The organism is Luteimonas padinae (assembly GCF_014652935.1).
GTDB lineage: Bacteria > Pseudomonadota > Gammaproteobacteria > Xanthomonadales > Xanthomonadaceae > Luteimonas > Luteimonas padinae.
The window spans coordinates 323,420-344,121 of the sequence record NZ_BMZT01000003.1; the positions used below are offsets into that span (position 1 = coordinate 323,420).

The window sequence follows — 20,702 nt, forward strand, 5'->3', positions numbered from 1 at the left end:
GGGCGTCGGCATCAGGCCGACGGCGCGGTCATCCGAAGATCGGAGGCTTGAATGGGCTCGGCAGACGCAAGGCGGCCGGGGGCGACGCTTTTTCGACCCCCATTCGACCGGCGACCGGTTGAGTGGAAAATGAATCCAGAACCGGCAACACGGCCGCGGCTGAACCACAGCAATGGGCGAAATCCAGCAACAGGTGCAACGTCTCCGATCCGTCCTGATCGTGCGCGTCCGCCGCGGCGAACTCCGGGTCCAGATCGTTGGCATGCGGGCCGTGGCTGTGCGCGCCAGACGGATCGTGCGCGAGCTCATGCATCTCGCCGGCGGCTGTCATCACCGGTTGGAACGCCAGCCCCAACGCAAGCACACCCAGCACGACGACGCGCAGGAGCGGCAACAAGAAGCGGGGATGCAGGCGGGTCATGGCCGCGCAGGGTACCTGCGGATGATGGGGTTATACAATTCCGCTGAATGCGTCGAGAGGGCTACAGGGAAAAGGCGCGTTCCAGTTGTCGGCCATGGCACCGCTTGTACTTGTTTCCGCTGCCGCACTGGCACGGCTGGTGATCGCGCAGCCCCGACGACAGTGCGTGTCCAGGAACTGGTGCGCCTGCTGCAGCGGTTCGATTTCATGCGCGGGGACACTGACCTCGCCGGGAGCCGCCGGGATGCCCCGGCTCAGTCTCTTCCTAGGGGCTCTTGCCGTTGCATGGGCTGCTAGCCCTTCGATGGCAGACAACAATACCCGGACTGCGCTCTACGAGGTCATGCGGTCGGGCTTGGCTGCCTGAGTGATCCGTGGGACGAAGTGGTGCGCGATGTTCCAACGAGACGTCCGCTTTGGGTCGAAAGGAGCCATCCGCCCTACCCCCGATAACCAGCCCTAATCCGCGCGCTCAGGCGAACACCCGCTTCGGGCAAGCAAACAGCCAACCTCGCTCAACGCAGGACGGCTGGCTAGGGGCTTGCTGTGCCCTTCTCATCGTGTGAACCTGATGCCTGCCAGCCTATGCGCGCTCCGCTTAGGATCGACCGGCGCGCAAGCGGTGCCGACCCGCGCCGGAACGACGACGCCTGCTGCGGGCGGTCGAGGTTCTGAGCGGACCTGCCGACTGCGCGACATGCGCCGGCTGGCCCGGCCCGCGGTCGCAGCGGACAATAGTCCCCATGAAACCCCATGACAGACCGGCCGAAGCCACGCCGGACCTGAGGAAGTACGCGTGGCTGGCGATCGTGACGGCGGTGCTGACGGTGCTGCTCAAGGGCAGTGCCTGGGCGATCACCGGCTCGGTGGGCCTGCTGTCGGACGCCGCCGAATCGATGGTCAACCTCGTGGCCGCCATCGTGGCCCTGGTCTCGCTGACCATCGCCGCCCAGCCGGCCGACGACGACCACCACTTCGGCCACAGCAAGGCGGAGTATTTCTCCGCCGCGCTGGAAGGGATCATGATCTTCGTCGCCGCGGCCTCGATCATCTACTTGGGCATCGATCGCCTGCTCAATCCGCGGCCACTGGGAGCGCTCGGCATCGGCCTCGCCATTTCGATCGTGGCCGCCGTCCTCAACGGTGTCGTCGGGCGGATCCTGATCCAGGTCGGCACCGAGCACCGCTCCATCACCCTGCGCGCCGACGGCAAGCATCTGATGGCCGACGTGTACACCTCGGTCGGGGTCGTGGTGGGCCTGGGGCTGGCGTGGCTGACGGGCTGGGACTGGCTGGATCCGGTGATCGCGATCCTGGTGGGCGTCAACATCCTGGTTGTCGGCTACCGGCTGATGTCCGAATCCGCCTCCGGCCTGATGGACGCGACCCTGTCCCCCGAGGACAACGCCCGGATCCAGGCCATCCTGGACGCGCACGCCGAACCGGGCCGGATCGAGTTCCACGCCGTGCGGACCCGCGAATCGGGGGCCCGCCAGTTCATGGAGATGCACATGCTGGTGCCCGGCGACTGGACCGTCTTGCGCGGGCATGACGCCATGGAAGACCTGGTGGAGAAGATCGTGGCGGAGTTCCCGGCCATGCGCGTGACCGGGCACCTGGAGCCGGTCTCTGATCCCCGCAGCTACGAAGACATGGCCCTGTAGCCGAAAAACTGCTGCAGGCGCGTTGGGCTAGGCAGGCGACGAAGGGCTGGGGGCTCGATATTCGAGCTGCGTCCCGTGCGGTTGTCGCTGCGTTCATCCGGCGTTTATATCCGCACGTATACTAGGGCGCATGCCTTTCCGCGCGCTCATGATGCGGTTGTTCCTGATCGTTGCCTTGCTGGCGAACGGTCCGGGCATCGCTGGCGCGTCCATGCACATGGAGCACGTGCGCGACTCCCTGGGCGACGCGACGTACGCGACCACGGCGTCGACAGCAGCCGAGGCCATGGCTGCCTGCCACGGGGCCTCAGCGGCTGCTCCGGGGGCCGATGATCACCATTACCCCAAGGCCGCTGACCAGGCCGGGGCTGAATCGCCGTTGGACGACTGCTGTGAGGCGGGGAATTGCTGCCCCTGCATACACCATTGCGCAGCGGCGCTCGCCGGGTCGGCACTCGCCGATTTCACCATCCGGTACCGGCACACCGCCGAACCGTTCCTGTCGGTGCACGCGTCCGCGGCCCTGACCAATCTCTTCCGACCTCCGATCGGCTAAGTGTCCCTGCGCGCCTTCCGAGGCGCTGATGGATCCTGTCCGCTGCTCCGCACTGACAGGGTAACGCTCGTCCCGCGAGCCTTCGACCTTTCCCGGAGTTCCCATGTCATCCGATTCTTTCGGCCGTGCCGAGGGGCTGTCTGCCCCGTCGCGCCGCCGCTTCGTCCAGGGCCTTGCTGTTGGCGGGGCCGTCGCAACCTTGGGTCTGTGGCCCCGTTCCAGCTGGGCCGTCAAGGCCGAGGGCCTGCCCAACGTGCTCTCGGGCACCGACTTCGATCTGACCATCGGCGAGACGCCGATGAACTTCACCGGCGCCACGCGCCCCGCGATCACGGTCAACGGATCCGTTCCGGCGCCGCTGCTGCGCTGGCGCGAGGGCACGACCGTCAACCTGCGGGTCCGCAATGCCCTGCCCCCCGGTTCCATCCATGGCGACCAGGCGTCGATCCACTGGCACGGCATCCTGCTGCCGGCGGACATGGACGGCGTGCCCGGGCTGAGCTTCAACGGCATCCACCGCGGCGAGACCTACCATTACCGCTTCAACGTCGTGCAAGGCGGCACCTACTGGTACCACAGCCATTCCGGTTTCCAGGAGCAGGCCGGTCTTTACGGGCCGCTGGTGATCGAGCCGCTGGAACCCGAGCCCTTCGCCTATGACCGCGACTACGTGGTCATGCTCACCGATTGGACCGACCTCGATCCGAAGCGCCTGTTCGCCCGGCTCAAGAAGCGGTCGGACTTCGACAACTTCTCCAAGCAGACGGTCGGCGATTTCTTCGACGACGTGAAGCAGCACGGCCTGGCCGCCACGGTCGAAGACCGCAAGATGTGGGGCCAGATGCGGATGACCCCGACCGACCTGTCGGACGTCAACGGCAACACCTATACCTTCCTCATGAACGGCACGACTTCGCTCGGCAACTGGACCGGCCTGTTCCGGTCGGGCGAGAAGGTCCGCCTCCGCTTCATCAACGGGTCCGCGATGACGTACTTCGACGTGCGCATTCCGGGCCTGAAGATGACCGTGGTCGCAGCCGATGGCCAGTACGTGCATCCGGTCACGGTCGATGAGTTCCGCATCGCCACGGCCGAGACGTTCGACGTCATCGTCGAACCGACCGGGCAGGATGCGTTCACTATCTTCGCGCAGGACACCGGCCGCACCGGCTACATCAGCGGCACGCTCGCCGTCAGGGAGGGGTTGCGGGCGCCCGTGCCCAACGTCGACCCCAAGCCACTCCTCACCATGGACGACATGGGCCACGGCGGAATGGGTGGCGGCGGTCACGACATGTCTTCGATGTCTCAGGGGGCAATGGCCGGCGGTGCGATGGCCGGAATGGACCACAGCGGCCACGACATGTCGTCGATGGCCGGAGGCGCGATGGCCGGCGAAAGCATGGCCGGCATGGATCACGGCGCCGACGGAATGCAGGAACACCCTGCCACCGAAACCGGCAACCCCCTGGTCGACATGCAGACGATGGCACCCACGCCCAAGCTGGATGATCCGGGCATCGGCCTGCGCGACAACGGCCGCCGCGTGCTGAGCTACGCCGACCTGCGAAGCACGTTCCGCGACCCCGACGGGCGCGAGCCCGGACGCACAGTCGAGTTGCACCTGACCGGCCACATGGAGCGCTTCGCGTGGTCGTTCAACGGAGTGAAGTTTGCTGACGCGGAGCCGCTGCGGCTGAACTACGGCGAGCGCCTGCGGATCGTGCTGGTCAACGACACGATGATGTCGCATCCGATCCACCTCCACGGCATGTGGAGCGACCTGGAGGACGAATCCGGCAACTTCATGGTGCGCAAGCACACCATCGACATGCCGCCGGGCACCAGACGCAGCTACCGGGTGCGCGCCGATGCGCTCGGCCGCTGGGCCTACCACTGCCACCTGCTCTATCACATGGAAGCCGGCATGTTCCGCGAAGTGCGGGTGGAGGAATGAGCGCCATGATCGGTTCCAGCCGCCATCCCCTGGCCATCGGCCTGGCCTCCGCACTGTGGCTTGCCGCTGGGTTCGCGCCCGCGTGGGCGCAGGAGACAGACCACGCCTCGCACCATCCGGAAGCGAAGCCGGCTCCAGCTGCGACACCATCGTCACCTGAGCCTGTTGACCCACACGCCGGCCACCAGCCGACTCCGACAGACACGATGTCCGATGATCACGGGGCCATGGACCACGGCTCCATGAAACATGGGGCCGCGGACACTGCCGGCAGCGATCACTCCACGATGGATCACTCCACGATGGACCACTCGGGGATGGACCACTCCACGATGGACCACTCCGAGATGGATCACTCTGGCATGGACCACGCGTCGATGGGCCATCAGCCTGGTGCCAGCCAGGATCTTCCGGCGACCGCGGAGCCGCACGAGCCCATCCCTGTCCTCACCCCGGCCGATCGCGCCGCGGCATTCAAGAACCTCGACGACCACGTGATACACGGCGAATCGATCAACTCGTACTGGTCGCTTGACCGGCTCGAAGCGTGGGACGCGGATGAGGACGGCACCGGCATGGCTTGGGAAGCGAAAGCCTGGGTCGGCTCAGATTTGAACCGGCTTTGGCTCCGCAGCGAGGGCGAGCGTGCGGGCGGATCCACCGAGTCGGCGGATGTGGAAGTCCTGTACGGCCGGGCCATCGCCCGATGGTGGGATGCAGTCGCCGGTGTCCGACATGACTTCGGCTTTGGCGGCGGCCCGTCGCGCACTTATGCCGCGCTCGGCGTCATCGGCCTTGCCCCGTACAAGTTTGAAGTCGAAGCGACCGCGTACCTGGGCGAGTCCGGCCAGGTCGGGCTTGGGGCGGAAGCCGAATACGAAATGCTGTTCACCAACCGGCTGATCGGCCAGTGGCTCGTCGAGGGCGAAGCCTGGAGCAAGGACGATCCGGCGGTTGGAATCGGCAGCGGACTGAGCAAGGTCGAAGCGGGTTTCCGCCTGCGCTACGAGTTCCATCGGCAGTTCGCTCCCTATGTCGGCGTCGTCTGGGAGCGTGCCTACGGCGGAACGGCGGACCAGCGTCGCGCACGGTCCGGGGACGTCGACGACACCCGGGTCGTGGCCGGCGTCCGAATCTGGTTCTGATGGGAGAACACACATGCAACCAAAGACACGCAAGCGTGTTTGGTTGATCGGGGTTCCGCTGGTTCTCGTGGCGGGTACGGCGGGCTTCATCTGGGGCGGCGTGTACAACGTCGCCGCCGATGACATGCACACGAAGCCCGTGCATTTCCTGCTCGAAACCGCACGCGAGCGCTCCATCGTGTCACGTGCGGGACGGCTGGACGTGCCGTCGGGCCTAGACGATCGCACACGGATCGTCCAGGGCGCGGGCAACTATGCGGCGATGTGCGCTGGCTGCCACCTGGCCCCGTCGATGGCCGAAACCGAGTTGAGCCAGGGCCTGTATCCCACGCCGCCGGACCTCAGTAAACACAAGGTCGACGTGGCCAAAGCGTTCTGGGTGATCAAGCACGGGATCAAGGCCAGCGGCATGCCCGCCTGGGGCAAGAACATGAGCGACGAGTACATCTGGAACATGGCCGCGTTCCTGCAGGTGCTGCCCACGCTCGACGCGACTGCGTACAAGGAACTTGTCGACAGCAGCGAGGGCCATTCGCATGGCGGCGGCGAGACGCAAGGCCACCATGACGACGAAAAGGCCGAGGATCACCCTGCCCCATCCGAGCCGGGCAACAACTCCATGCCGCATGCGCACCCGCCGGGCGTGGACGACGATCACCACGGCCCGACACTCAGCGACACGGAAGTCGGGTTGGTGGACCACCGCCATCCCAACGGCAAGGTGGAGTCGCACCCTGCACCACACACGCCCGTGGCCGGTGACGGCCATGCGCACACCCATTGATCTCCTTGGAGCCCACGCAATGAACGCAACAGCAATCTCGTTCACCCTCGCACTGGCACTGGCCGTCGTGTCCCCCGCAATGGCGCAGGCGACACAGCCGCACGCACATCACCCCGCTGCCGCGGCATCTGCGGACGTCGACGTCCCAGTCACTGCAGAGGCCGCGGTCGCCGTAGCGGAGCGTTTCAACAGCGCCCTGTCTAGCGGCGATCTGGCCACGGTCGAAGCCCTGCTCGCTGCCGACGTTCTCATCCTCGAGTCCGGGGGCGCCGAACACAGCCGCGAGGAATACATGGGCCATCACGCAGTCAGCGATGCGGCGTTCCTCAAGGGCGCCCATCGCCAGCTGCTCCGTCAGCGTGCACGAACCGCTGGCGAGTTCGCGTGGGTCGGAACCGAAAGCGAGCTGCACGCCCAGAAGGACGGCAAGCCACTGACCGTCCAGAGCACCGAAACGATGGTGCTGAAGCAGACCGCCGACGGCTGGCGGATCGTCCACATCCACTGGTCCTCGCGGACCAAGCGCTGAGTCGAGAGTTTGAAATGACTACGCTCAGATTGCACCGCCTGACTTTTGTGGTCCTTGCCGTGGCTGGTCTGGGTGCTTGCACCCAGGATGCTTCATCCGCGCAACCCACAACCTCGCCCTCCGCACAGGTTGTCGTCCAATCAGCCGACGCGACTCCAGCAGCCCTGCCACGCATGACCGTCCACAAGACCCCGACCTGCGGGTGCTGCGGTGCCTGGATCGACCACGTGCAGAAGGCGGGCTTCACCGTGGATGTGCACGACATGGATGACCTGGGGCCGCTCAAGGAGCGGCTGGGTGTCCCCTATGCAAAGGGCTCCTGCCACACGGCCGAGATCGGCGGATACGTCATCGAAGGCCACGTCCCGGCCGCGGACATCAAGCGTCTCCTCGAAGAAAAGCCGGACGCACGCGGCCTGGTCCTCCCAGGGATGCCGCTTGGTTCTCCCGGCATGGAGGTTCCGGAGGGGCGACAGCAGCCGTACACGGTCGAGCTGGTCCATCGCGACGGAACCACTGAACCGTTCGCACAGCACTGATCCGTCGCAGCAACAGGGGGCGGTGTTGCGGGCGCGCCGATTCTCGCCCGCAAGGAAGAAGGAGAACCACATGACTCACCATTCCGCCGCACACCGGTCCCAGGCCATGAACGAGTGCATCGACAACTGCACGCAGTGTCATGACATCTGCCTGGAGACCATCAACTACTGCCTGACCAAAGGAGGTGCCCACGCGACCCCAGAGCACATTGCACTACTTGCGACGTGTGCCGATATCTGCGCAACCAGTGCCGACGCGATGCTGCGCGGTGCCAGCGCTCACGACGTGGTTTGCGGTGCCTGCGCGGAGATCTGCCGCCAGTGCGCCGATGCATGCGACGCCATGAACGACCCGGAGATGGCGCGCTGCGCCGAAGTTTGTCGCCGTTGCGCGGAAAGCTGCAGCGCCATGGCGGCTTGACGCGTCGAGGATCCCGCCTGAGCGGCGGGATCCTCATCTCAAATATCACAAGCCGACCAACCGTGGTTTCGGTGACAGCCCGACACCTAACGCTTGTCGGATCCAACACAGCACGGCGCCGAACGGGGCTTTGCATCACATTCGCAATGAGGATTTATCCCTATGAAATCATCAAACGTCCTTCGCTCCTTCGCGCTCGTCCTCGCGATTGCGGCTGGGCAGTTCTCCCTGCAGATCGCGCACGCCCACGCCGCGCTGCAGCAGTCCACACCGGCGGCAAATGCGGTGGTGGCTTCGCCGGGCCAGATCGTTCTCGTGTTCAACGAAACATTGATTCCGCGGGCGTCGCGTCTCAAGTTGCTCATGAAGCACGGGAGTTCCACCATGCCGATCGAGAATTTCACGACCGAGATCGTCAACAACGGTAAGACCCTGCGTGCCAAGTTGCCCCAGCCGCTGACTCCGGGCGTCTATACCGTGGAATACCGCGCCGTTGGAGGCGACAACCACCCCATGACCGGCAATTTCAGTTTCACGGTGCGCTGAGGAGCAACAAATGTTCGACCTCTCGGCTTATGCACTGAGATTCCTGGAATACCTTGTTCTCATGGTGCTTTTCGGGGTTCCACTGTTCGGTTGGTACGGTTCGCGTCGATCGACACTCGCCGACGCCTTGGCCGGGTGGCCACTCATGGGCGTTCTATTGGTGAGTGCCGCCGTCGGTACTGTGCTCACCGGGGCCGATATCGTTCTCAAAACCGCGGGCATCATGGGAATGCCGGTTGCCGACGTTGATCGCGCATCGCTTGGCTGGTATCTGCTCGAGACGTCCGCGGGCCGGGCAGCCATGGCGAGAGGCGCGCTGCTGGTCGCCCTGATGTTCGTGCTCGGATGGCATCGTCGCCGCGGGAAGGTGGAGACCGCCTTCCCGCTGGCGGCGACGCTGGCGGGCGGCGCACTCGCTTCTCTGGCATGGAACGGCCACGCGGCCGCTGGTGAGGGCGTGGCAGGCGCGGTCCGGCTTGCTGCGGGCCTTGTCCATCTTCTTGCGGCAGGCGGCTGGATCGCAGCGGTCCTGATGTTCCTGGGGATGCTCCTGCGCGGCAAGGAGGCCTCCGGCAGCGGGCGTCTGCGATCAACGCATGACTTTCTGCATGGATTTTCGACGCTGGGAACGATTTTCGTTGCTGCGCTCGTCGTGTCCGGCATCGTGCACTACGGGGATCTCACCGCGTGGTCGTTTTCGGCCCTGTTTCAGAGCACCTACGGGAAGTTCCTGCTGTTCAAACTGGCTCTGTTCGGCGGAATGCTGGGCCTAGGGGCGCTGCACCGATGGACGCTGGTGCCGCGCCTGGGACGGGCGCTGACCAGCGGAGAACCTGCACAGGAGGCGCGTGCTTTGCGGCAAAGTGTTACGGCTGAGGCCGCGCTAGCCATCTTGATCCTGATTGTTGTTTCAGTTCTCGGGACGCTCAGCCCCGAATAGCTGTTTAACCCGCAATGGCACACTGCCTTGGCAGTCCATCTCCAGTAAAGCGAGCATCGGCATGAACTCACCGTCGTCCCATGACCATCACCATTCCACAGGCGAAGCCCCTGTCGAGACTGCGGATGGACGGGTAACCGACCCGGTCTGTGGCATGCAGGTAGATCCCGCCACCACGCCGCATCATGCGGACCACGCCGGCGCCCATTTTCACTTCTGCTCGGAGCGATGCCGCGCGAAGTTCGTGGCTGATCCCGAGCGCTACTTGACGTCCCGGGATGAGCCTGAGGTGGCCCAGCCCGGCGCCATCTACACCTGCCCGATGCACCCTGAAGTCCGGCAACAGGGTCCGGGTAACTGTCCTTTCTGCGGCATGGCGCTGGAGCCGGAAATGCCGAGCCTGGAGGACGATGACAATCCGGAACTTCGCGACTTCTCGCGCCGGTTCTGGTGGACGCTTCCGCTGACGGTGGTGACGCTGGTGCTGGCCATGTTCGGCCAGTACCTCCCGCGTGTCGTGCTGGACGACGTGCAGATCCTGCCCTTGTCGATCGACGTGCAGACCTGGGTCGAGCTGGTCCTGACCACACCGGTCGTGCTGTGGGCCGGCTGGCCGTTCTTCGAGCGCTGCGTGCAGTCGATCCGCAACCGCAGCCCGAACATGTTCACCCTCATCGGGATTGGCGTTGCGGCCGCCTTTGGCTACAGCCTGGTCGCCACGCTGGCACCCGGCTTGTTCCCGCCGTCGTTTACCGAGCATGGGCGCGTCGGCGTGTATTACGAGGCGGCGGCAGTGATTGTGTCGCTGACGCTGCTCGGCCAGATGCTGGAACTGCGGGCGCGTTCGAAAACGTCCGCGGCGATCAAGGGCCTGCTTGGTCTGGCGCCCAAGGAAGCCCGGCGGGTCAATGCCGACGGCACCGAGGAAGACATCCCGCTGACCCACGTGCATGTCGGCGACCACCTGCGCGTGCGACCCGGCGAGAAGGTGCCGGTGGATGGCGAAGTGGTGGAAGGCCGCTCCAGCGTCGACGAGTCGATGCTCACGGGCGAACCGATTCCGGTCGAGAAGACCGCCGGCGACCAGGTCATCGGCGCGACCCAGAACGGCACCGGTGCGCTGGTGATCCGCGCCGCCAAGGTGGGTTCCGACACCGTGCTCTCGCAGATCGTGCAGCTGGTCGCGCAGGCGCAGCGTTCCCGCGCGCCGATGCAGCGTATGGCCGACACCGTCGCCTACTGGTTCGTGCTCGCGGTGCTGGCGATCGCGGTGGCCACCTTCTTCATCTGGGGCATCTTCGGCCCGGAGCCCGCTTGGACCTACGCCGTGCTGAACGCGGTTTCGGTGCTGATCATCGCCTGCCCCTGCGCACTGGGCCTGGCGACGCCGATGTCGATCATGGTTGCCACGGGCAAGGCGGCACAGGTGGGCGTGCTGTTCCGCGATGCCGAAGCCATCGAGCATATGCGCCGCATCGACACCCTGATCGTCGACAAGACCGGCACCCTCACCGATGGGCGCCCGGCCTTCAAGGAAGTCGTGGCCTTCGAGGGCTTCGACGCCGACCAGGTGCTGCACCTGGCGGCCAGCCTGGACCAGGGCAGTGAGCATCCGCTGGCCGACGCCATCGTCGCCGAGGCCCGACGCCGGAACTTCGAGTTCGACCGCGTGGAGGACTTCGACTCGGTGACCGGCATGGGTGTGCGCGGAACCGTCGCCGGTCACGCGCTTGCGTTGGGCAATACCGCACTCATGGATGATATGGGCGCCGATCCCGGTGCGCATCTCGACGTCGCCGAGCGTCTGCGCCGCGAGGGTGCTAGCGCCATGTTCCTCGCCGTGGACGGTCGCTTGGCGGGTCTGATCGCGGTCGCAGACCCGATCAAGGCGTCGGCCGCGACCGCCATCAATGAGCTGCACGCCGCCGGGCTGCGCATCATCATGGCCGCCGGCGACGGGCTCACCACCGCACGGGCTGTGGCCACCGAACTGGGCCTGGACGAAGTGCATGGCGAGGTCCGCCCCGAGGACAAGGCCGAGCTGGTGCAGCGCCTCAAGCGCGAGGGCCGGCGGGTGGCGATGGCGGGCGACGGCATCAACGATGCGCCCGCGCTGGCCGCGGCCGACGTCGGCATTGCCATGGGCACGGGCACCGACGTCGCGATGTCGAGCGCGCAGATCACCCTGGTCAAGGGCGACCTGCGCGGCATCCTGCGCGCCCGGAAGATCTCTCAGGCCACCGTGGCCAATATGAAGCAGAACCTCACCTTCGCGTTCCTCTACAACGCGCTGGGGGTGCCGGTCGCGGCCGGGGTGCTCTACCCCGCATTCGGGATCCTGCTGAGCCCGATGGTCGCGGCGCTTGCGATGAGCCTGAGCTCGGTGTCGGTGGTTGCCAACGCGCTTCGCCTGGCCAGGTCGACCGCGGTGCCGGCTACACCGAGGGCGACCGCGCCGGAACAGACTCCCGGTCTGGCCAAGAGTTGATCTGGATCAGTTGCGTCAGACCGGGTAGTGGTAAGCTCAAGTCATGGCCCGTCTTCGCCACCGGAACTGGTTCAAGCGCACCGTCTTCCTCGCGATGGCGGCGCTGCTCTGGTCCCAGTTCGCGCTGGCAGGCCATGGCGAGTGCCTGGACCTCCCAGGCACGCCGGCGGCGCTGGTCGCTGCCGCCACCGACACCCAGCACGACCATGGCCACGGCTGCGATGCCGAGCTCCCCTCGGCGAGCAAGGCACTGTGCGACGAGCACTGCACCGCGGGTGACATCTCGGCGGACAGTGGGCGCATCCCTTCGATTCCGCCGCTCCTTGTCGGGGCGTGGCTCTCCTGGTTCGCGGACGCCGGGATTGCGGATGCTGCGCCCGGTGCCACGTCCACATGGGTGGATTCGCCTCCCAGGCCCGCCTGGCACCGACCAACGGCCCATCCAGCGGCACTCCTGCTGATCTGATGCCTGGACGCTGACTGCTCCGCACGTCTGTGCGGCGCAGTCCTGTGCGTTCGCGCCGTGGCTGCGTCACGGCATGTGTTCCTGCCCTCGTCCGAGCGACCTGCGTCGCGTCGGCCCAAGGACACTGATATGGCATCCCCGTTCGACCGACTGCCGGCCAGGCGCCTGCACCCTCGCCCTCTGTCCCGCCGTCTGCCACCGCTCCGGCACCTTCTTGCCGGCGTGCTTGCCGGCGCCTTGTGGGCCCTGGCGCTGCCGGTGACCGCCACCGAACCCGTCCCGGGGCACAGCCTCGAGTCGATCCGCGCCTGGGTTCTGGAACACAACCCGGAATTGCGGGCCATGGACTTCGAGGCCCAGGCCGCCGAAGCACGGATCCAGCCAGCGGGCGCCCTACCCGACCCGACGGCTTCCCTTGGATTCCGCGGCCTCGATCCGGACAAGCCCTGGCGCTCCGCCGGTGCAGACCGCCAAGTCGACTACGCATTGCGCCAGCGCTTCCCGCTCTGGGGCAAGCGTGGTCTGGCGCGGACCGCGGCCAGCCAGGACGCGGTCGCGGTCGGGCTTGACCGCATCACCGCGGCGCGCGACCTGCTGGCAGAGGCTGAAGCGGCGTACGTGCGCTACTGGCATGCCGATCAGGCCGTGGCCGTGCTCGACCGCCGCATCGCCCTGCTCCGGCAGGTCGAGGAAATAGCCGGCGTGCGCTACGCCCTGGGTCGCGCGGCGCAGCAGGATGCCATCCGCGCCCAGGTCGAGCAGACCAGCCTACAGCGCGAGCGGATCGAACGCCTCGCGACCAAGCAGGAGGCGGCCGCCACCTTGAACGCGGTGCTGGGGCGCCGGTCCGATGCACCGCTGGCGACTCCCGGCGAGGCGCCGCACCTCGCCGTCCACAGCGCCTCGCTTGCCGAGGCACTGGATGACGCCGATGCGCATCCCGCGGTGCGCTCGCAGCAGGCCCGCGCCGAGGCGGCGCGCACGAACGTGGTGCTGCAGCGTCGCAACCGCTTTCCGGACATCACCCTGGGCGTGGGTGCGATGCAGCTCGGCAACGGCCTCGAAAGCACCGAGCTGATGCTCGAGGTCGAGATCCCGTTCCAGCAGCGCGCCCGCCGCGAACGCGAGCGCGAGTCGCGCCTGCTCGAAGACGCGGCGCTGGCCCGCAGAGATGCCACGTTGCGGGCCGTCGAGGAAAGCGGCGCCTCCGCCTGGTCGCAATGGACCAGCGCACGCGAGCGCCGCGCGCTGATCGAGAACACGCTGCTGCCGCAGGCCGACGCCACCTGGCAGTCCGCCCTCGCCAGCTACCAGGTCGGCGAAGTCGACTTCGGGACGCTGCTGGAAGCACTCAATGAATGGCAGGGCGCCGACCTCGCACGGGTCGATGCACTGCGTGACGAACTGTTGGGCGCCGCCGCCGTGCGCGCCATCGAAGGAGAGATCCGATGACCCGTGTCCAGACCCTGTCGCTCGCCATCGGCGTCGCCCTCGCCGCCCTCGCCGTCGGCTGGATGGCCGGACGCGCGACGAACGATGCTCCGAGCGCAGCCACGTCCGCCGAAGCGCCGGCCGCGGAACGCAAGGTGCTCTATTACCGCAATCCCATGGGCCTTCCGGACACCTCGCCGGTGCCGAAGAAGGACCCGATGGGCATGGACTACATTCCGGTCTACGCCGGCGACGCGCCTGCCGCGGCGCCGGGAACGGTGGTGATGCCACCCGACAAGGTGCAGGCGCTGGGCGTGCGCACCGAAGCGGTCCAGCGCGCAGTCCTGGCTGCGACCGTGCGCACCAGCGGCACCGTCGAGGTTGACGAGACCCGGCAGTACGCGATCGCGCCACGCTTCGAAGGCTGGGTGGAGCGGCTGTACGCGAACCAGACCGGCATGCGGGTCCGCGCGGGGCAACCGCTGCTGTCCGTCTACAGCCCGCAGCTGGCCGCGGCGCAGCAGGAATACCAGCTGGCCGACGAGACCGCCCGCAGGCTGGCGGCGTCCGACCCCGCGAGCGCGGCGTCAATGATCCGGCTGCGCGATGCCGCCCGCACCCGCCTGCGCAACTGGGAAATCAGCGACGCGCAGCTCGGCAAGACGGCCCTGGTGCTCACCGCACCCGCGGACGCGGTCGTGATCGAGAAGCCGGTGGTCCAGGGCGCGCGCTTCGAGCCGGGCGAGACCATCCTGCGCCTGGCCGACCTGTCGACGGTGTGGGTGATCGCCAAGGTGCCCGCGGCGCAGGCCGCGGACATCAAGCCCGGCCAGGCGGCCCGGTTTGAAACCGTGGCCCTGCCTGGCCAGGTGGCCGAGGGCGAAGTCGCCTTCGTGCAGCCCATCATCGATGCCATGACCCGCACGGTGGACGTGCGCATCGCGCTGCCCAACCCGGCCGGCGATCTGCGTCCAGGGCTCTACGGAACGGTGCTGCTCGAGGAGCCGGGGTCCGGACCGGTCCTGACCGTCCCGCGCTCGGCCGTGCTCGACAGCGGCACCCGCCAGGTGGTGCTGGTCGAGACCGGCCCCGGCAGTTTCGCGCCGCGGGATGTCACCCTGGGGCGGCGCGGCGGCGATCGTATCGAGATTCTGGACGGGGTCGCCGAGGGCGAGCAGGTCGTGGTCTCGGCCAACTTCCTGATCGACGCAGAAAGCAACCTGCAGTCGGCGCTCCAAGGACTTGAAGGTCACACAGGACACGGGACCCCCTCGGGCACCACTGAGGATCCGCACGCCGGGCACGGTGAGGACGCCGCTGACCCGCACGCAGCCCATGGTGATGAGGTTGCTGATCCGCACGCCGGCCACTCCATGCCCGCCGCCCCGGAGAAGATTCCGCCCTCCCCCAGCAGCCACGAGGGGCACTGACATGCTTGGCCGCCTCATCGAATGGTCGGTCCGCAACGTCTTCCTGGTCCTGGTGATGACACTGGCGATCGTCGCCGGTGGCATCTACGCACTGATGAACACGCCGCTGGATGCCCAGCCGGACCTGTCGGACGTGCAGGTGATCGTGTTCACCGAGTATCCGGGGCAGGCGCCCCAGGTGGTCGAAGACCAGGTCACCTATCCGCTGACCAGCGCCCTGCTCGCGGTGCCGAAATCAAAGGACGTCCGCGGCTTCTCGTTCTTCGGCGCCTCCTTCATCTACGTCATCTTCGAGGAGGGCACGGACCTGTACTGGGCGCGCTCGCGCGTGCTCGAAAACCTCAACGTCGCGTCGAAGAACCTGCCGGCTGGCGTGGCACCGGCGCTGGGCCCCGATGCGTCAGGCGTGGGCTGGGTCTACCAGTACGTGCTGCAAAGCGACCGCCACTCGCTGGATGAACTGCGCGCCATGCAGGACTGGTACCTGCGCTACCAGCTCACCACCGCGCCCGGCGTGGCCGAGGTCGCCAGCGTCGGCGGCTTCGTGCGCCAGTACTCGATCACCGTCGACCCCGTGCGCCTGCGCGAGTTCGACATCCCGATTTCGCGGGTGTCCGAGGTGATCGCTGCAAGCAACCGCGACGTTGGCGGCCGTGTGATCGAGATGGCCGAGACCGAGTACATGGTCCGCGGCCGTGGCTATCTGCGCGGCATCGAGGACATCGAGAGCCTGGTGCTGCGCGCCGAAGGGGGCGCTCCGGTGCTGATCGGCGACGTCGCCCGGGTCGAACTGGTGCCTGACGAGCGTCGCGGCATCGCCGACCTGGACGGCGAAGGCGACGTCGTGGCCGGCATTGTGATTGCGCGGTTCGGCGAGAACGCCCTGGCCGTGATCGGCGGAGTGAAGGACAAGATCGCGGAACTTGCACGCGGCCTGCCCGAAGGCGTCAGCGTCCAGGCCGTCTACGACCGCTCCGACCTCATCGTGCGTGCGATCAAGACGCTGCGCACGACGCTGCTCGAGGAGAGCCTGATCGTCGCGCTGGTGTGCCTGGTATTCCTGTTCCATGCGCGCAGCGCGCTGGTCGCGATCGTCATGCTGCCGGTCGGCGTTCTGATCGCGGTGATCGCCATGCGTGCGCTGGGCATGAACTCCAACATCATGAGCCTGGGCGGCATCGCGATCTCGATCGGCGTGATGGTCGATGCGGCGATCGTGATGATCGAAAACGCGCACAAGCACATCGAGCGCTCCGACGGCTCCCGCAGCCGGACCCAGCTGATCATCGATGCCTGTCGCGAGGTCGGGCCGGCGCTGTTCTTCAGCCTGATGATCATCACCGTCTCGTTCCTGCCCGTGTTCGCCCTGGAGGCTCAGGAAGGTCGCCTGTTCAAGCCGCTGGCATTCACCAAGACCTTCGCGATGGCCGGTGGCGCGCTGTTGTCGATCACGCTGGTACCGGTACTCATGCTGCTGTTCGTGCGCGGCAAGATCGTGCCCGAGCACAAGAATCCGGTGAACCGGTTCCTGGTTGCGGCCTACCGGCCCGTGATCAACGTGGTCCTGCGGTACCGGATGGCCACGATCGTGATCGCGCTGGTCGCCCTGTTCGCCAGCCTGTGGCCGGCATCGCGCCTGGGCAGCGAGTTCATGCCCACGCTCAACGAGGGCACGCTGCTGTACATGCCAGCGTCGCTGCCGGGCATGTCGGTGACCAAGGCGTCGGAGCTGCTGCAGCAGCAGGACCGGATCATCAAGGGCTTCCCGGAGGTGGAGTCGGTGTTCGGCAAGGCGGGCCGCGCCCTGACCGCCACCGATCCTGCACCTTTGGAGATGTTCGAAACCGTCATCAACCTCAAGCCCGAGGACGAGTGGCGGGACGGCATGACCACCGACAAGTTGATCGCGGAGATGGACGAGGCGCTGAAGTTCCCGGGCGTGGCCAACTCCTGGACGATGCCGATCAAGGCCCGGACCGACATGCTGGCCACCGGCATCCGAACGCCGGTGGGGATCAAGCTCTTCGGCACCGACCTCGAGCAGCTCGACGCCCTGGCCACCGAGATCGAAGCCGTGGTGCGCGAAGTGCCGGGCACGACCAGCGCGTTCGCCGAACGCCTGACCGGCGCCTACTACCTCGACATCACCCCCGACCTTGGCAGCCTGGCCCAGTACGGCGTCACCCTGGGCGAGGTGCAGAACGTGGTGGCCGCCGCGCTGGGCGGCGAGATCGTCACCACCATCCTCCAGGGCCGCGAACGCTTCAGCGCGATCGTGCGCTATCCCCGCGAACTCCGCGACGATCCGCACCGTATCGGCAGCCAAGTCCTTGTGCCGGTGCCCGGCGGCGCCCAGGTGCCGCTGGGCGAACTGGCGCGGATTGAGGTCAGGAAGGGTGCGCCGAGCATCCGCACCGAGAACGCGATGCTGGCGGCCTACATCTACGTCGACACGCGCGAAAGCGACCTGGGCCGCTACGTGCAGGCAGCGCAGGACGCGGTCACCGAGCAGGTGAAGTTCCCGCCGGGCTACTACGTGACCTGGAGCGGACAGTACGAGTACATGCAGCGCGCCGCAGAAAAGATGCGCGTCGTCGTCCCGGTGACGCTGGCGCTGATCTTCCTGCTGCTGTACCTCAACTTCCGCCGCGTCACCGAGTCGCTGATCGTGATGCTGTCGGTGCCGTTCGCACTGGTCGGCGGCGTGTGGCTGATGTGGATGCTCGACTACAACGTCAGCGTCGCGGTGATCGTCGGCTTCATCGCACTGGCCGGCGTCGCCGCGGAAACCGGCGTGGTGATGCTGATCTATCTCGACCACGCGCTGGAAGCTCGCGCCGCGCAGCGCCAGGCCGAAGGCCGCTCGCTGGATGCCGGCGATCTGCGCGACGCGATCATCGAAGGCGCGGTCGACCGCGTGCGCCCGAAGATGATGACCGTGGTCGCGATCATGGCCGGCCTGCTGCCGATCATGTGGAGCAGCGGCACAGGCTCGGAAGTCATGCGCCGCATCGCCGCGCCGATGGTGGGCGGCATGGTGTCGTCGACGGTGCTGACGCTGGTGGTGATCCCGGCACTGTACTCGTTGATCAAGCAGCGGCAGCTGGCCAGGAAGCGGCCAATGGCTGCTGCGCTGCCGGCGGACGTGTCGTGATGTGGCCGACCTTCAACGCGCCAGGGCAAAGGCGGTCCGCGTGTTCGTTGACCCAAGATTATCGCTGCGGGAGCACTCGATGCCTTGGTGTGGATGGAGGCGTGTCAGCCGAGCTTGACCTGTGTGCGGGACACAGGTCTAGCGTGATCACCATCTTTCTTGGAGCGCGCCAATGATGGGCAAAGACGAAGCAGCGCCGCAGCTGATGACGGTACGCCAGCTGGCACAGCAGGGCGACGTCACGGTGCATGTGGTGCGCAACTATCTGCGGCGCGGCCTGCTACAGGCGGCCACGCATACCGAGGGCGGGTATCAGCTCTTCTCGGCTTCGGAGCTCCAGCGCCTGCACTTCATTCGTACGGCGCAACAGCTCGGCTTCACGCTGGCCGAAATCGAGGAAATCATCCGCCACAGCCTGCAGCGGCATAGTCCCTGCCCGCTTGTGCGGGACATCATCCGGCGCAGGCTCGACGACACCCGCCAACAACTGGACAGGCTGCTCGCCATGCACCAACGGATGGAGCGTGCCATCCACGCCTGGGCGAAGCTTCCGGACTCCATTCCGACTGGCGATGACGTCTGCGCGTTGATCGAAGCCGTAGCCGCGGCGGAAGGCGGCAAGTTCGTCAAATCCACCCCGCGGCGACTCCTTGGACGCCGCCCCACTCAGGAGAATTTGCCATGACTGTTCCCGGTCCTGCCACCTCAGGGTCCCGACGTTGGGCCTTCTGGATCTTCCTGGCGCTGGCCTTGTTCTATCTCGGCGTCGAGCACCGCGTCCACCTTGCGGGAACGCTCCGCTGGTTGCCGCTGGCCATCCTGCTGCTGTGCCCCCTGATGCACGTGTTTATGCACAAGGGGCATGGAGGTCATGGGCGCGGTGGCAATGCCGACGACACACCCCACAGCCACCATGAAAGCCGCCGCAAGCGGGAACTGAACGACGAAACGTCCGACACCTCGAACGGAGGACGCTGACATGCACGCACCTGATTCTGGCTACGGTCTTTGGCTCCTTGCCGCCATCAACGCCGCGTTCTTCATCTTCTTCGCCTGGAGCTTCTACAAGCCGTTGACCCGGTGGGACTGGCGGGGATTCGGGATGTTCTCAGCCTTCGTCGTGGCCCTGTTCGCGGAAATGTATGGCTTCCCGCTGACGCTGTACGTGCTGGGCGGCTGGCTCAGTGCCAACTATCCACAGGTGAACTGGCTCAGTCATGACGCGGGCCATCTGCTTGAGATGTGGTTCGGCTGGCGCGCCAACCCGCATTTCGGTCCATTCCACATCGCGAGTTTCGTACTGATCGGAGGCGGGTTCTGGCTGCTTTCGGCCGCCTGGCCCGTGCTGTATCGCGCACAGCGTGAGGGGCGGCTGGCCCTGGAGGGTGTGTACGCACGCATGCGTCACCCGCAGTACGTCGCATTCGTGCTGGTGCTGACAGGCTTCCTGCTGCAGTGGCCGACGCTGCTCACCCTCATCAGCTATCCGGTGCTCGTGTGGGCCTACGCCCGCCTTGCTCGCCGTGAGGAGAAAGACTGCCTGAGTCGTTTCGGCGATGACTACGTCCGCTACATGCAGGAGGTCCCCGCCTTCATCCCGCGACGTCGGCGCGGCCCCACCCCATCGGCGGGAGAAGCCCGGTGACGCAGGTTGAGGAACTGCCTGAAAAGCGCTGGGCCGTTCCAGTTGGCGACACGCATATTCCGTCCGTTCGTGCGGTCTCCCCAGATCGCCGTCTCCGTTCACGCCCCATCGAAGGAGTCCACCCAATGAGTACGATCACACCCATTGCCTGTTCCTCGGCCCCACGTACCAATCCCTACCGCTTGTTCGCCGCGTTGGCGATGGCGGGCGCGCTCGCCTTCTCGTTCGCACTGCCGGGCGTCGCGTCCGCGAGCGAGGGCGGGTTCCGCCACAACGTCTTGATGCGCGGCCAGGTGTTGGAGAAGGGGGACGAGACGCTCGTGGTCTGCGTCGGGCAGGCCGACGGCGCCCAGGTCGGGCAGGTGCTGGATGTGATCCGGCACAAGCGCCGTATCCGGCATTCGCGGGCCGGCGGTCCACGCTATCGCCGTGAAAACGTCGGCCAAGTGCGGATCGTTGAACTGTTCGACGGTCACTACGCGGAGGCGGAAGTGATCTCCGGCAGCCCCAAGGTCAACGACACGGTGGAGCTCGTTCGCCCCTGACCAGCCGCGTCGCACGGGGATGCGCGTCGGCCCTTCCAACG

General features: G+C 66.6%; 21 protein-coding genes. 19 read left to right on the forward strand and 2 right to left on the reverse strand.

Annotated elements, in window-relative coordinates; all coding sequences use genetic code 11:
• Positions 1-28: 28 nt before the first annotated feature.
• Together IE168_RS05005 and IE168_RS14820 are read right to left on the reverse strand one after the other, a co-directional pair.
• Complete coding sequence (locus IE168_RS05005; protein ID WP_162202221.1) at positions 29-421, reverse strand: hypothetical protein; 393 nt, start codon at positions 419-421, stop codon at positions 29-31.
• A gap of 61 nt (positions 422-482) precedes the next feature.
• On the reverse strand, positions 483-584 hold the full coding sequence (locus IE168_RS14820) for an SEC-C metal-binding domain-containing protein (RefSeq protein ID WP_095209460.1): 102 nt from the start codon (positions 582-584) through the stop codon (positions 483-485).
• A gap of 580 nt (positions 585-1,164) precedes the next feature.
• Between IE168_RS14820 and IE168_RS05015 the strand changes: the two genes are divergently transcribed.
• The 19 genes from IE168_RS05015 (at position 1,165) to IE168_RS05105 (ending at position 20,661) form a co-directional block, all read left to right on the forward strand.
• Positions 1,165-2,085, forward strand: coding sequence for a cation diffusion facilitator family transporter (locus tag IE168_RS05015; protein ID WP_129135893.1), 921 nt, complete (start codon positions 1,165-1,167; stop codon positions 2,083-2,085).
• A gap of 130 nt (positions 2,086-2,215) precedes the next feature.
• The gene (locus tag IE168_RS05020) at positions 2,216-2,641 is read left to right on the forward strand and encodes a CopL family metal-binding regulatory protein (protein WP_189495811.1); all 426 of its coding nucleotides are present in this window, start codon (positions 2,216-2,218) and stop codon (positions 2,639-2,641) included.
• A 103-nt stretch (positions 2,642-2,744) separates the two neighbouring features.
• Entirely contained in the window at positions 2,745-4,598 is a 1,854-nt protein-coding gene (locus tag IE168_RS05025; protein WP_189495813.1) for a copper resistance system multicopper oxidase, read from the forward strand.
• Between the two features lie 5 nt (positions 4,599-4,603).
• A complete protein-coding gene (locus IE168_RS05030) occupies positions 4,604-5,743 on the forward strand; it encodes a copper resistance protein B (protein WP_229823119.1) in 1,140 nt (379 codons plus the stop codon).
• Between the two features lie 13 nt (positions 5,744-5,756).
• Positions 5,757-6,527, forward strand: coding sequence for a c-type cytochrome (locus IE168_RS05035; protein ID WP_189495815.1), 771 nt, complete (start codon positions 5,757-5,759; stop codon positions 6,525-6,527).
• Between the two features lie 19 nt (positions 6,528-6,546).
• Positions 6,547-7,056, forward strand: a complete 510-nt coding sequence (locus tag IE168_RS05040) for a nuclear transport factor 2 family protein (RefSeq protein WP_024867863.1) — start codon at positions 6,547-6,549, stop codon at positions 7,054-7,056.
• 14 nt (positions 7,057-7,070) lie between these two features.
• Positions 7,071-7,595, forward strand: coding sequence for a DUF411 domain-containing protein (locus IE168_RS05045; protein WP_024867864.1), 525 nt, complete (start codon positions 7,071-7,073; stop codon positions 7,593-7,595).
• 70 nt (positions 7,596-7,665) lie between these two features.
• A complete protein-coding gene (locus tag IE168_RS05050; protein WP_024867865.1) occupies positions 7,666-8,016 on the forward strand; it encodes a four-helix bundle copper-binding protein in 351 nt (116 codons plus the stop codon).
• 162 nt (positions 8,017-8,178) lie between these two features.
• The gene (gene copC / locus IE168_RS05055; protein ID WP_189495817.1) at positions 8,179-8,562 is read left to right on the forward strand and encodes a copper homeostasis periplasmic binding protein CopC; all 384 of its coding nucleotides are present in this window, start codon (positions 8,179-8,181) and stop codon (positions 8,560-8,562) included.
• A 10-nt stretch (positions 8,563-8,572) separates the two neighbouring features.
• On the forward strand, positions 8,573-9,502 hold the full coding sequence (copD, locus tag IE168_RS05060) for a copper homeostasis membrane protein CopD (protein WP_189495819.1): 930 nt from the start codon (positions 8,573-8,575) through the stop codon (positions 9,500-9,502).
• Between the two features lie 61 nt (positions 9,503-9,563).
• Positions 9,564-11,990, forward strand: coding sequence for a heavy metal translocating P-type ATPase (locus tag IE168_RS05065; RefSeq protein WP_189495821.1), 2,427 nt, complete (start codon positions 9,564-9,566; stop codon positions 11,988-11,990).
• A gap of 43 nt (positions 11,991-12,033) precedes the next feature.
• Positions 12,034-12,456 carry a hypothetical protein gene (locus IE168_RS05070; RefSeq protein ID WP_189495823.1) on the forward strand — a complete coding sequence of 141 codons (423 nt, stop codon included), beginning with the start codon at positions 12,034-12,036 and terminating at the stop codon, positions 12,454-12,456.
• 258 nt (positions 12,457-12,714) lie between these two features.
• Positions 12,715-13,908: a TolC family protein gene (locus tag IE168_RS05075; RefSeq protein WP_229823120.1), complete on the forward strand. Its 1,194-nt coding sequence runs from the start codon at positions 12,715-12,717 to the stop codon at positions 13,906-13,908.
• Positions 13,905-15,317, forward strand: a complete 1,413-nt coding sequence (locus tag IE168_RS05080; RefSeq protein WP_189495828.1) for an efflux RND transporter periplasmic adaptor subunit — start codon at positions 13,905-13,907, stop codon at positions 15,315-15,317. The genes IE168_RS05075 and IE168_RS05080 overlap by 4 nt, the downstream gene beginning before the upstream one ends.
• Before the next feature lies 1 nt (position 15,318).
• The gene (locus tag IE168_RS05085) at positions 15,319-18,471 is read left to right on the forward strand and encodes an efflux RND transporter permease subunit (RefSeq protein ID WP_189495830.1); all 3,153 of its coding nucleotides are present in this window, start codon (positions 15,319-15,321) and stop codon (positions 18,469-18,471) included.
• A 172-nt stretch (positions 18,472-18,643) separates the two neighbouring features.
• Positions 18,644-19,156, forward strand: coding sequence for a MerR family DNA-binding protein (locus tag IE168_RS05090; protein WP_189495832.1), 513 nt, complete (start codon positions 18,644-18,646; stop codon positions 19,154-19,156).
• A complete protein-coding gene (locus IE168_RS14765; RefSeq protein WP_189495834.1) occupies positions 19,153-19,449 on the forward strand; it encodes a DUF2933 domain-containing protein in 297 nt (98 codons plus the stop codon). The genes IE168_RS05090 and IE168_RS14765 overlap by 4 nt, the downstream gene beginning before the upstream one ends.
• Position 19,450: 1 nt before the next feature.
• Positions 19,451-20,116, forward strand: a complete 666-nt coding sequence (locus tag IE168_RS05100; protein WP_189495836.1) for a methyltransferase family protein — start codon at positions 19,451-19,453, stop codon at positions 20,114-20,116.
• Positions 20,117-20,241: 125 nt separating this feature from the next.
• Positions 20,242-20,661, forward strand: a complete 420-nt coding sequence (locus IE168_RS05105; RefSeq protein WP_189495838.1) for a hypothetical protein — start codon at positions 20,242-20,244, stop codon at positions 20,659-20,661.
• The last annotated feature ends 41 nt before the right edge of the window (positions 20,662-20,702 follow it).